Here is a 12,996-nt window from a genome sequence, read left to right on the forward strand (position 1 = left end):
GTATTACACCGCTTCTTGTTTTCTTCTTATATACTTAAATAGTAGCATGAAGATCACTAAATAAGCGATTAACATCAGAACATTTTTCCAGGTTGGAAGCTCGCCCTGAACAAGAGCCCACGCTCCGCTTCCAAAATGATAAGACGGGAGCCACTGCCCTATGTTTTTCAATATGTCCGGCATGACCTCGATCGGCATCCACATGCCCCCGCTTATCGCCAGCAGCATGTAAAGCACATTACTGACCCCGGCTGCCGTTTCTACTTTTCTCATGAGACCGATTAATGTTCCTAACGCTAAGAACGGAAATGCGCCAATTAAAATCCAAAGCCCGCTCATCACCCATTCAAACAGTGACAAGTCAATGCTGTTTATGATGGCGCCCGCAAGAAAAATGACAGTAATAGATAAAAGATGAATGACACTTTGCCCGATCATCTGAGCCGCCAAATAAATATGATCCGGAAGAGGCGTGATGCGTATAAAAACTGACCAGCCTTGTGCCCGTTCTTGTACCAAACGGATTCCAAGCGTCATCATAGACGAGCCCATTACGCTGAAGGTTGTCATAGACATTAGGTAATGGGCATTCCAGGCGCCTTTGTCAGCGACATTGGTATTCACTACGTTTGTAAAGAGATAGTAAAAGGCAATCGGCATAACAAGCGACCAAAACACAAAATATTTATTCCTGAGCACCCTTTTCATTTCAGCTATGCACTGTTTCCGCAACATGTTCATCTCACATCGCCTCCCTGTTCCCGTCAGCAAGCTGTCGAAATGCCTCATCAAGTGTTCCTTGTTCGATTCGAATATCACGTGCATTGATGTGTTCTTGAAAGATGAGCGCCAACACTTTATCAGTATTTGACGTTTGAATGCTGACTCGCTGATGTTTTTGCGTCACTCGTTCTACTTCCGGATGCCGATAAAGCTTTTCCAATGATTCATCCGATGAAACCTTAAAAGAAACAGACTGTTTCTGAATCCTTGCCCTGATTTGTTTCGGCGTTTCGTCTGCGGCAAGCCGTCCTTCAGCAAAAAACAAAATGCGCTGTGCGGCATCATCTGCTTCCTGTAAATAATGGGTTGAAAAAATAATGGTCTTTCCTTGATCCGCCAAGCTATTCACTGTCTTCCAAAACTGGTGTCTGGATGTCGTGTCCATTCCGACAGTTGGTTCATCAAATACTAGTAACTCCGGATTGCCGGCAAGTGCCAAAGCAAAGCTCAGACGGCGTTTTTGGCCGCCGGATAATTTCTCTGCCGGTGTTTTCAAATCTTCTTTTGTGAGTGCTGTCAGTGAAACAAGCTCTTTCATGGATAATGGATGGGGATAATAACTGCGGATAAGCTCGAGGGTTTCGCAGACCTTTAATCCCGGCATAACACTCACCTCCTGCAGCATGGTGCCGATTTTTTGACGCACCTGTTTTTCATCAGGCTGACGGTTAAATAATTTGATTTCACCCTCACTTGGCTTCAGCAATCCCAGCATCATAGAGATCGCTGTTGTCTTCCCTGCGCCATTCGGGCCGAGGATGGCGACAATCTCTCCTTTTCCTATGCTGAATTGAATGTTCTTCACTGCTGTTTTTTGCTGAAAATATTTTGTGACATTTCTTACTGACACAACCTCATTCATCACATGAGCACCTCCTGATTGCTTACATCAATTGTAAAATACCGGAACAGATGATTTTTAGTAAGGGGTGTCATGAATATGAGATGACAAATGTCATTTGTCTCATTCAGATGATATGACCGCCTTATACTTTTTCCGGCACCCAGGCAATCCTCCCGCTACATCTTCCCATCAATCCTGCTCTCCATGCCGCATGTCCTCTATCTGCAAGACTCCTATTTACTTTTATAGAATGCCCGCAATTCACACCCCGAAGTGGTATGATATACATAGTAATCTTCATGTCGTTTTGGCTGAAAGGAGCAGACTATGAATCAATCAATTTTGACTAGGAATCATGTGAAGGTGAGGGGGAACGGCACAACACCAATTGTATTTGCACCTGGATTCGGGTGTGATCAAAGTGTGTGGGATGCCGTAGTTCCTGCCTTTGAAGACGAATATCAGCTGATTTTATTTGATTACGTGGGTGCGGGGAATTCTGATTTGCGGGCATATGATATGAATCGTTACAGCACACTTGACGGCTATGCACAAGATGTTATCGATATTTGCGAAGCCTTAGATCTGTCAAAAATTGTGTTTGTGGGGCATTCTGTCGGGGCTGTCATTGGCATGCTTGCATCATTACGCCGTCCTGAGCTTTTTTCACAACTGATTATGGTGGGGCCTTCTCCTTGCTATTTAAATGATCCGCCTGAGTATTACGGAGGTTTTGAGGAAGATCAGCTCCTTGGGTTAATCGAGATGATGGAGAAAAATTACATTGGCTGGGCAACCGTTTTTGCGGCGACCGTAGTGAATCAGCCGGATCGTCCAGAAATTAAGGAAGAGCTGGAAAGCCGTTTTTGTTCTACTGATCCTATCATCGCACGGCAATTCGCAAAGGCGGCGTTTTTTTCAGATCACCGAAAAGATCTTCCAAAGGTGACCGTGCCTTCGCTTATCCTGCAATGTTCGAATGATGTCATTGCACCGTCAGCAGTAGGTGAGTATATGCAAAAGCATCTCCCTTACAGCACACTCATACAGATGAAAGCCAACGGGCACTGCCCGCATATGAGCCATCCCGAAGAGACAGTACAGCTGATCAGGGATTATTTGAATGCATACGTGATTTAGGAACGAAAGGGATAGAGGTGACCCTCTGAATGGATCAACAATTGAATTATGCACCATGCGGTTTCCTTACTTTATCTGAAGAGGGTACAATTTTAGCTGTCAATCACACCTTGCTTAAGATTCTTGATTATGAACCGGAACAGGTGATCGGCCAGCATATCAATGCTCTTTTAACCATTCCTGCAAAACTTTTTTATCAGCTTTATTTTGTTCCGCTTTTGCAGCTGGAGCAACACATTGAAGAAATGTACATCTCCCTGGAAACAAACAATGGGGAAGAAATCCCGGTCCTAGTAAACGCTGTTCAGAGAACGGATCAGGAAGCTGCTGTAACAGAATGCGTTGTCATTCCGATGCGGAAGCGAAATGAATATGAAAATGAACTGCTGATTGCCAGAAACGAGGTCGAGGAAGCACTGCTCGCCAAACAGAAAGCAAATGCGGAGTTAGAAAATGCTTTGCGGACGCTGAATGAGAAACAAGAAGAGCTTCTCGCGATCAATAAGGAAAATCAGCAATTCAGATCGAATACAAAAAGAGAGCTTGAACTCGCCAGAAAGATTCAAGAAAATTCATTGACCGAACCGATGATGACGGATCATATTCAAATTGAATCGTATTATAAAGCATCCAGTGACTTATCAGGCGACTTATATGGATTTTATCAAATCGATGAGCACCGCTATGGCTTGATCATCCTTGATGTAATGGGACACGGCATTTCTTCTGCATTAGTTACGATGTCCCTCCATCCTTTGTTCCAGCGATTAATGACGCAGGGACTCAGTCCCGACAAAGTCATGAAAGAGTTAGACTACCATCTTCACAGCTTGTTTCAAAACGATGAGGAGGCAAGGCATTATTGCACCGCTATTTGTCTTATCATTGATACAGACCTGCAAAGAATTGAATATGTCAACGCGGGCCATCCGCCCGCATTATGGCAGGATGCTAAGGGAACCCAATCCACGCTGGACACAACCGCTCCGCCAATCGGGATGTTTGAAGAAGCGGTGTTTCAGTCAAGCACCCTTCACTATACACACGGCGGAAGGCTGCTTCTGTATACAGACGGTGTGATGGACCCGACGGCTTCATGTTATTTAGTCCATTTATTAAAGGATCATCCTGTTTTGCCTATAACTGAACTGAAAAACAAAATCCTCTCATCTCTTCAAGCTGAGCCTAAAAATGATGATGAGTGTTTTATTTTAATAGATGTAAAATAAAAGAATCCATGAGAGATAACAATGCATTGTTACGCCTCATGGATTTTCATTTTTTCAGTGATTTTTCGGGATATGGCCTGTTTCCGCGTATTTGAATACCTGTAAGGAAGGCAGCGGGTGTCCGTTGAAATCAAACAAAGCTTGATTATCCACTGCACTTCCCCCGTACCACTTACCTGCGTCTTCAGGATCGTATTCGGCTGCATAGCTGGCGGCCCATCCGGAACCGTATGTTTCCCATATCGTTTTATTTCTCTCAAATTGCGTCTTCGGGCCGACAGGAACCCATGCAGGCTCCCAATAAAAAACACCCAGTCCGGCCGGTCCTGTTTTTGCCACTGCGTCCATCACATCTCTTACGGCATTTGCCTGGCCTTGCACTGAAATCGGGTATGGCAGCGTCTGACTGCTTTTAGGCGCTGTGTTTTCATGTCCGTCTCCGTCCTCAGCCGTATAGGTGTATGACGTTTCCGCCACCATGACTTTTTTGCCGTACGTATCCGCAACAGCTTTCAGTACGGAGGACAAATTGTGTAACGTACCGTGCCAGAATGGATAATACGAGCTGGCAAATACATCATAATCGACTTTGTTTTTGTTGAGGGTTTCAGCAATATATGAATATCGTCCTGGCGTTTCTGGGTTGGTGAAATGCAGCGCGACCAATATGTCTCGATTTATTTCCCTGACTGCCCGGCTACCTTCATTGAATAATTGACTCATCTTCTTCCAATCCGTTTCACCGGCAATTGCTCCTGTTGTTTCGTTTCCGACCTGTACCATACCGATATCAATGCCTTCCCTGACCATGGCCTGCAGACTTTGTTTTGTAAATGTATAGAGCTTTGCTTTCTTTGCTTCGAAGCTTAAGTTCACCCAAGCTTTTGGCACCTTCTGTTTTGCAGGATCAGCCCAGAAATCGGAATAATGAAAGTCTGCCAGCAGCTTCATCCCGTTCGCGGTTGCCCTTTTTCCAATTTGGATGGCTTTTTGAACATCATTATTGCCTCCCCCATAACCATTGCCATGAGCGTTATACGGGTCATTCCAGATGCGGACGCGGACATAGTTGACGCCTGCTTGCTTTAAGGTTGTAAAGATGTCCTGACGTTTCCCGCTTCCATTGTAAAAGGTCACACCGCTGTTCTCTAAAGCAATAATGCTCGACACGTCAACTCCTTTGATAAAGTCCTTGTTCATGCCCGCTACCTTTTTAACAAAAAGGTCATCCGCACGAAGCTCCGATACATATTTCTTCCCCTCTGCCGCAGCATACCCAGTCGAACTTTCGGTCCCGCTCCAGACGATGACAGCGGCTAACAGCATGATGATTTTGCTTTTCATATTTCCACCCTCTCACGTAAGCGATTTCAAAAAAGACCCCGCCCATATCGAGCGGAGGCACACCTAATGTGAGTTCACGACAATTCTCACTTCATATTTTTCCAAGATCAAGTCTCCTGAAAGCATTTCACCAGTAACGATATCCTTCACACGCTTATCAAACGAAACCAGCTGCTGTTGTTCCGTAAAATTCATGATGAAAATATAATCATTGTGCTGATCCTGTCTCGCCTGTACGGAGACGCCTTTTCCATGCTTAACCGGAAAAACCGGAGATAAAGACAGTTCTTTTATCAAACTCAAATAAAAATCCCGGTGAAATTGATCCTCTAAACGCGCGCCGATAAAATACGCTTTTCCTTGTTCATATTGATGGCTTGTAACCGCGGGGGTATGCGCATAAAAGTCATCCTGATACACACCCTCTGCCGTTGCGGCTTTCAATTCGATCACCGTTGCATAATCTTTCATTTCATACGTTTGATTGCGATAGCTGACAGCATTTCGATCTTTCGGATACAGCGTATCTGTTTCGAGCGTCTCAATTCCAAATATCGTTTGCAAGTCTGGATGCCAACCGCCTGTGTACGTTAAATCATGCTCATTGACGATTCCGCTGATATACGTCATCACCAAGGTGCCCCCGTTAGCCGTAAACTTCTTTAATCGCGAAATGGTTTCTTCACTGATTACATACAGCATGGGGACGATCAGCAGCTTATACGCTGAAAAATCATGTTCTTTTGTAATCACGTCGACCGGGATATCCTGTTCCCAGAAAGTGCGGTAATGCTGCTGCAGTGTTTGCGGATAACGCTTTGTCGCTTTTGCAAATCCCTGAGCGTCCTGAAGCGCCCAGTCATTTTCCCAATCATACAAAATAGCAGCTTCAGACGGCCTCTTCGTTCCAACGATATCAGCAAGCTTTTCCAATGTCTCCCCGACTTTTGCCACTTCTTGAAAGACACGGTTCTTTGGGCTGTTGTCATGATCCACAATCGCCCCATGCAGTTTTTCCGACGATCCCCGTGATTTTCGAAATTGGAAATAGAGAATGCTGTCTGATCCGTGGGCAATCATTTGCATAGATGAAAGCAGGTTCATGCCGGGACGCTTTGCTTTATTGACGTTATGCCAATTGACAGCGCTGGGCGTACACTCCATTAATAAAAAGGGCTGCTGCTTCAGGCTTCGGTAAAGATCATTGATAAAGCCGACCTTCATCGCCAAATCTGCTGTGCTTTCCCAATCATTGTGCCACACAGGATAAGCGTCCCAGCTGATGACATCCACATGCTTTGCAAATTTGCTGTAGTCCAGGCCTTGATACGGAATCAAATCCGGTGTGTCAGCCATAAAGTTCGTTGTGATAGGAATATCAGGCGTCAGTTCTTTCAGCGGAATGATTTCATTTTCATAAAACGAAATGGTTTGATCCGTGACAAACCGGCGCCAGTCTAAGTTCAGTCCATGCAAGCCATTTTCTCCAATCGGGGAAGGGCTTTCAATTTGAGACCAGTCATTAAATGTATGGCTCCAAAACGGTGTCCACCACGCGTTATTCAATGCCTTGAGACTATTATCATATTTCATTCTCAGCCACTCTCTGAAAGCGTTCTGGCATAGGTCACAGTGGCATTCTCCTCCATATTCATTGGAAATATGCCACATCAAAAGCGCCGGATGACCGCCGTATCTTTCTGCTAATAAACGGTTGATGTGCCGCGTTTTTTCACGATAGACCTTGGACGTCAGACAGTGGTTGTGCCGTCCGCCGTGCAGCTGTTTCACCCTAGAGGCATTGACCCGCAGCACTTCAGGATAGGTTTGCGACAGCCAGGCAGGACGCGCTCCGCTCGGCGTTGCTAAAATGACACGGCCGCCGATGCTGTGAATACGGTCAAAAACATCATCAAGCCATTCAAATTGATATACACCTTCCTCTGGCTCAAGCGCACTCCATGCAAAAATGCCGACAGAAAACGTATTGGTATGGGAAAGCTTCATCAGCTTTATATCGTCGGCTAAAATATCCGGCCGATCCAGCCATTGATCAGGATTGTAGTCTCCTCCGTGGAGCATAAACTTCGCTTTTGTAACGTGCGTTTTTTCAAGCTTTGACATGATTTTCTCCCCCTTATTCTCTTATCCTTTCGTTCCGCCTGCGGTTAATCCGGACACAAAGTTCTTTTGCAGCATGATAAAGATGACGGCAACCGGTATACTGATGAGCAAGGCACCCGCCGCAAATGTCGTATAGCTTGCTCCCATGACATCATTGACTAAATTGAATAAGCCTACGGGCAATGTATATGATTCCGGTGTTCTCAATATCGTTGATGACAAAACAAAATCTCCGAGCGGGCCGGTAAAGCCATTCATCGCAACCACTGCCGCCATCGGTTTTGATAAAGGCAGGATGATCTGCAAAAAGATCCTCGTGCTGCTTGCTCCGTCCATTTTTGCACTTTCGTCTAAATCAATCGGAATGGAATCCATATATCCTTTCATTAAGTACGTATTCATCGGGATCAGGCCGCCGATATAAAGCAGGATCAGCAGCCAATGGCTATTGACCATTCCTAATATTTGAGCCAGCACAAACAGGGCAATCAAAGCAGAAAACTGAGGGATCATTTGCAGCAATAAAAAGAGTGTTAATGCGTATTTCCTTCCTTTAAACCGAAAGCGGGAAAATGCATAAGCCGTAAACGTCACACAGATCAGTGAGCCAGCCATCGTAAACAGGCTGATTTTTATCGAGTTGATATACCACTGCACATATTGAAGGCTTTCTTTGCCCGCAAATAATTCTCTGTAGTGGTCAAATGTCGGATTCTTCGGAATGAGGGATGTACTGATTAAACTGTTGCCGGGATTAAAGCTGGCGCCTGCCGTCCAAAGGAGAGGATACACAATGATGACCGCCATGCAGGCTAAAAACAAGTAAGAGAAAAGGAGCCGCACAAATTTTCTGACCTTCATATCTGCCAGCATGTCTTATGCCTCCTCTTTAAAAGACTTCGTCTGTCTGAATTGCCACAATGCAATGGCAATCACAAACACAGACAATAAAATGGTTAAAGCAGCCGCAAGGGAATATTGGCTCGACTGCATCGTCAATTTATAAATCCACGATACGAGGATATCTGTTCCGCCGGCTGTTGATCCGGCTACAGCCGGACCGCCACCATTGAAAAGATAAATAATATTAAAGTTATTAAAATTAAATGTGAACTGCGTAATGATAATCGGAGCCATCGCAATGAACACCATCGGGAGCGTGATGTATCTCAGCTTTGAGAAGATGGAAGCGCCATCAATTGTCGCCGCTTCATAAAGATCTTCAGGAATCGATTGCAAAACACCTGTTGAAACAAGGAAGATATACGGAAAACCAAGCCAGCCCTGCATGAGGATCAGCGCCAGCCTCGACCAATTCGCATCTGTCATCCACGGAAGCGGATCAATGCCAAAGAAAGCCAAAATGTCTTGATTCATTGCGCCGAAACTATCGTTAAACAAACCGGCAAAAATTAAAATCGTGACAAAGCCGGGAACAGCCCATGGCAAAATCAAAATGGTCCGGAAAAACCGTTTAAACCGGATGTCTTTCTGATTCACAATGATCGCCAGACATATCCCCAGACTGACTTGCAGAGTGGAGGCACAAAGTGTCCACACCACTGTCCAAGCCAGCACATCAAAAAAGGTCGAGCGCCAAATATCAACAGTGAAAATATCAGTGAATGTTTGAAAACCAACCCAATCTACTAATTTAGCAGGAGGGGAATGATATAAATCATAGTTTGTAAAAGCTAAGGCAAAGCTGAATAAGATGGGAAAGATCACTGCGAAAATTAAAATAAACAGAGATGGTCCGCTGACGACATATGGATAGCCTTGAGCAATAATATTTTGATATTGTTCTTTGAGAGAGCTCATAGGCTTCTTTTCATCTCGCCGTTTTCCGCTTTGATAAGCGTCTCGCAAATTCACATAATATACCGCGAGTCCAAAGCATGTCACAATGACAGCGATAATGCCTTCCGCCAGCAAAAACACCGAGTTATCCCGCGGCACGTCTGTTCCCAGCGTAAAAATTCCCCAAAGCCCCATATTCAGCAAATCTCCAAATACCGCAAAAAACGATGCGCCCAGTAGGAGAAACAAGAGGCCTTTTATCCATTGTGTGTTGTAGAATTGCCCAAGGCCCGGAATGATTGACAGTAACAAAGCGACTTTACGATGCTGCACCGTTTTCACCTCTCTTACAATACAAATCTTCTTTTCTCTTTATTTTCCGCTATGCTTTGCCTTCATCTGCCCTTTGGCCGTTTCAGCAGCCTGATCTAAGGCTTTTTTTGGGTTCGCTTTTCCTGTTGCAATCGTTTGTAATGCTGAATCCGCCGGGGTCCATATTTCGTTCATTTCCGGTATATTCGGCGTCTGCTCTGAGAAGCGGGATTGCTCGGTGACCGCCCGTGCCGCTTCGCTTTTCATGATCGCCTTGTCACTCGCTAATGATTGAACGGCCGGAACTTCTTTCGTTTGTTCATATCGTTTTTTAGAATTCTTTTCATTAGCCAGAAAAACGGCTAACTCTTGTGCCAGCTCTGCATGTTTTGAAAATGCGCTGACATTGTAGCTTTTGACGCCGATAAACGAGCTCATGTTTTTGCCGTTTTCCAGCTTAGGAAGCTTTGTGATGCCATAATCAATTCCCGCTTTTGAAAAGGCTTCTACATTCCACGGGCCTGAGATTATCGCGGCAGCCTTTCCTTCTGTAAACAGTGATTCGAGTACATTGATTCCCTGCTCTCCGACAATGCCGGCCGGGAATAAGCCGTCTTGATAAAACTTCTGAATCAGCTCAGCACCTTTGACAGCGCCTTCATTATTGATTCCAAGATCAGACGGGTCATCGTTTCCGTCCTTATCCTTTCCAAAGATATATCCGCCGTACCCGCCCATGACACTTTGCGCGTAATAAATTTGATCAAATAAGGCTAAAAATCCAAATTTGCTGCCATCAGCCGTTTTTTTAGAGTAGTCGTACCACTCTTCCAGCGTTTGCGGCAATTCGTCCTCTGAGATGAGATCTTTGTTATAAAAAAGCACTGTTGTTTCGACGGCTTTAGGCAGGCCATAAAGCTTCTGATCCACCATTTGAGACTGAATGGATGCGTCTGTGTAGAGCGATCGAACATCTTTTTCGACGTTTAATTCTTTGATTAATCCCTCTGTGACAGCCGTTCCGATCTGGTCACCGGGCATCGTTAACACGTCAGGCCCTGTGCCGGCCGGACCGTCCATACGCAAATCTTCAATCTGCTGGGCATAAGGTTTTTCAACAACTTTGACCTTTACATCATGCTCTTTTTCAAATTCGGCAACAGCGTCTTTAATGCCGATGCTTTTTTCTTTATCCTCCCACACGACAAGCTCCGAGCCCTTTGAACTTGTTTTTTCGCTGCTGCTTTCCTGCGGGCCGCAGGCGGTTAAAGATAAACTGACAGCCACGCAGAGCATGACACCGGCGTACTTTTTTACCATTTTCATCAATTGTCACCCTTTCGCTCTTAATGAAAGCGCTTTAAAAATAATATAGCACGGCTGAGAAAATGTGTAAACAAACTATTTACTCACATCGGTAAATTTTTTTACCTAATAAAAAATGACTTAGACTCCTAAGCCATTTTGAAATATGATTTAATTTAGGCTCTTTCTAACGATTAATTCAGCCCCCATATATAACGTTTTAACCGTTTTCCGTTTTTCCAGCACTCGCTCAAGCAATAATTCCACAGCGTTTTTACATAGTTCCTTGATATCAATATGAAAGGTTGTCAACGGCGGAGAGACGTACTTGGCAAAGCTGATGTTATTGATACTCATGACACTCACTCTGTTTGGTATCGCGATGCCTTTTTCATTCAGGGCTTGCAGACAGCCGACCGCGATCGGGTCTGCCGCGATAAAAAAGGCGGTCGGAAGCTGATCGCCCAATGCTTCAATCGCTTTAGTCATCAGGCGGTAGCCATTTTCGACGGAGAAGCCGCGGTGGCATAAAATATAGCGCTCGTCCAGCATCCCTTTTTCCCGCATATAGGATCGGAACGTTTTTTCACGAATATCCATTTCATCCTGATTCGTGTTCGGATTTTTGTACGTGCCGCCAATAAATCCGATATTCTTATGCCCTTTTTCAAGCAGGATGTTTACCGTTTTCTTCGTCATTTGCGCTAAGTCCGGCCTGACCGAATCAAAATGGTCGGGATCAGGGGAAGAGTCAATAAAAACGCCGTTCTCCGTCAGATTTCTGAGAAACGCTAATTCTTTATCAGAAAAGGTACCCACGGCAATAAAACCTTCTGTATGAGCTGGAATGCATTCAATACCGTCCGTTATTTTATAGGTCGTCATGTCGACATTGAAGGTTTTCGCCAAATTCTCTACTTCTAATCTCATTGTTTTGAAATAGACATCTTCCAGCTCTTCTTGATCTGTCAGCCAATATAAAAAAGCGATGTGTTTCACCAGCGGCCTTACAGTTTTCTTGCGATAATTAAGTTTCTCAGCGGCTTCATAGATCTTTTCACGCGTCTCGTCCGGTACAGAAAGGCTCTCATCGTTATTTAAAACGCGGGAAACGGTTGAAATCGAAAATCCCGCGGCTTGTGCGATATCTTTAATTGTCGCCATTATATCTGCCTCCATTTTTAAGCATACCAGTGGCCATTTTAGTAAAATATTTTACTTTCTTTTTCTTAAATGTCAAGCAGTGTAAGCTGCACAAAGTAAATAAGACTGAACCATTGCAGCTCAGTCTTGGTTGTTTGTATGCACCAGCAGCATTGCCCGGGAAATGAGTCGGTTATTGGATATTTTCCTCAAAATATCTCGAAAGGACATCTTCCACATTCGTCAAGTGTGCCAGCATCGCTTCTTCCGCCTTTGCTCCGTCCTGGGCAGCCACGGCATTATAAATCCGTTCATGCTCCTCGTAAAGCCGCTGCACCGAGGTCTTCTTGGAAAACAGCCAGATTTTCCGCGTTTCTCTCATGGTTTCCAGAAGCAATGATGATACGTGATTCATCAAATGTTTGAGCAGATCGTTTTGTGAAGCGTCAGCAAGTGCCAAATGAAAAGCGAAGTCTGCTTTTTCACCGAGCTCCCCGTCTGTTTCAATCTCACCCATCTCCTTTAATGCCGCATAAATGCTTTGGAGATCCTCTTCTGTACGTTTTTCGGCAGCTAATGAAGCCACGCCGATTTCAAGCAGTTTTCTGACCTCGAGCAGCTGTTTGACATCTTCTTTTTTCATTAAAAGTGCGGCTGACAGAGGCTGAGAAATTTGATCGGGTTCAAACTCCTTCAGGTAAGTGCCTTCGCCCTGCTTCATTTCAACAAGTCCCATCGCTTTTAATGCGGAAAGCGCTTCGCGCACCGCTGAACGGCTGACTTGAAAGCTTTCGGAAAGTGCCTGAACGGAGTCTAATTTATCTCCTGGCTTCAGTTGGCCGTTTTTGATCATTTCTAATAATGCATCTGCTACCTCTTCATATATCTTCTTTGTTTTAATCTGTTTATATTTCAATGCAATTCACCCCGCAACTTGTAGGTCTGGCTGTTTACGATCTATTATACTCCCTT

11 protein-coding genes are annotated in these 12,996 nt (G+C 44.7%); 2 read left to right on the top strand and 9 right to left on the bottom strand.

Features of this window, described 5'->3' with window-relative positions:
* Window positions 1-3: 3 nt before the first annotated feature.
* Entirely contained in the window at window positions 4-741 is a 738-nt protein-coding gene (locus HC660_RS17220; RefSeq protein WP_010331930.1) for an ABC transporter permease, read from the bottom strand.
* A gap of 1 nt (window position 742) precedes the next feature.
* The gene (locus HC660_RS17225; protein ID WP_168748785.1) at window positions 743-1,648 is read right to left on the bottom strand and encodes an ABC transporter ATP-binding protein; all 906 of its coding nucleotides are present in this window, start codon (window positions 1,646-1,648) and stop codon (window positions 743-745) included.
* A gap of 306 nt (window positions 1,649-1,954) precedes the next feature.
* Here HC660_RS17225 and HC660_RS17230 point away from each other — a divergent pair, with 306 nt between their 5' ends.
* Window positions 1,955-2,767, top strand: coding sequence for a sigma factor SigB/phosphatase RsbP regulator RsbQ (locus HC660_RS17230; protein ID WP_168748786.1), 813 nt, complete (start codon window positions 1,955-1,957; stop codon window positions 2,765-2,767).
* A 29-nt stretch (window positions 2,768-2,796) separates the two neighbouring features.
* Window positions 2,797-3,996 (top strand): phosphoserine phosphatase RsbP, encoded by a 1,200-nt coding sequence (gene rsbP / locus HC660_RS17235; protein WP_168748787.1) that lies wholly within the window; start codon window positions 2,797-2,799, stop codon window positions 3,994-3,996.
* Between the two features lie 54 nt (window positions 3,997-4,050).
* Here rsbP and ganB read toward each other — a convergent pair whose 3' ends face one another.
* The 7 genes from ganB to lutR form a co-directional block, all read right to left on the bottom strand.
* Window positions 4,051-5,340, bottom strand: coding sequence for an arabinogalactan endo-beta-1,4-galactanase (gene ganB / locus HC660_RS17240; RefSeq protein ID WP_168748788.1), 1,290 nt, complete (start codon window positions 5,338-5,340; stop codon window positions 4,051-4,053).
* Window positions 5,341-5,403: 63 nt separating this feature from the next.
* Window positions 5,404-7,467, bottom strand: coding sequence for a beta-galactosidase GanA (locus HC660_RS17245; protein WP_168749509.1), 2,064 nt, complete (start codon window positions 7,465-7,467; stop codon window positions 5,404-5,406).
* Between the two features lie 18 nt (window positions 7,468-7,485).
* Window positions 7,486-8,337 carry a galactooligosaccharide ABC transporter permease GanQ gene (gene ganQ, locus HC660_RS17250; RefSeq protein WP_168748789.1) on the bottom strand — a complete coding sequence of 284 codons (852 nt, stop codon included), beginning with the start codon at window positions 8,335-8,337 and terminating at the stop codon, window positions 7,486-7,488.
* A 3-nt stretch (window positions 8,338-8,340) separates the two neighbouring features.
* On the bottom strand, window positions 8,341-9,597 hold the full coding sequence (ganP, locus tag HC660_RS17255; protein WP_168748790.1) for a galactooligosaccharide ABC transporter permease GanP: 1,257 nt from the start codon (window positions 9,595-9,597) through the stop codon (window positions 8,341-8,343).
* Window positions 9,598-9,636: 39 nt separating this feature from the next.
* The gene (gene ganS, locus HC660_RS17260) at window positions 9,637-10,902 is read right to left on the bottom strand and encodes an arabinogalactan oligomer ABC transporter substrate-binding protein GanS (RefSeq protein WP_168748791.1); all 1,266 of its coding nucleotides are present in this window, start codon (window positions 10,900-10,902) and stop codon (window positions 9,637-9,639) included.
* Between the two features lie 150 nt (window positions 10,903-11,052).
* Window positions 11,053-12,045: a galactan degradation operon transcriptional regulator GanR gene (locus tag HC660_RS17265; RefSeq protein ID WP_168748792.1), complete on the bottom strand. Its 993-nt coding sequence runs from the start codon at window positions 12,043-12,045 to the stop codon at window positions 11,053-11,055.
* 172 nt (window positions 12,046-12,217) lie between these two features.
* Entirely contained in the window at window positions 12,218-12,940 is a 723-nt protein-coding gene (gene lutR, locus HC660_RS17270) for an L-lactate utilization/bacilysin biosynthesis transcriptional regulator LutR (protein ID WP_168748793.1), read from the bottom strand.
* Between the last annotated feature and the right edge of the window lie 56 nt (window positions 12,941-12,996).

The sequence above is a fragment of the Bacillus mojavensis genome (assembly GCF_012648005.1).
GTDB lineage: Bacteria > Bacillota > Bacilli > Bacillales > Bacillaceae > Bacillus > Bacillus mojavensis.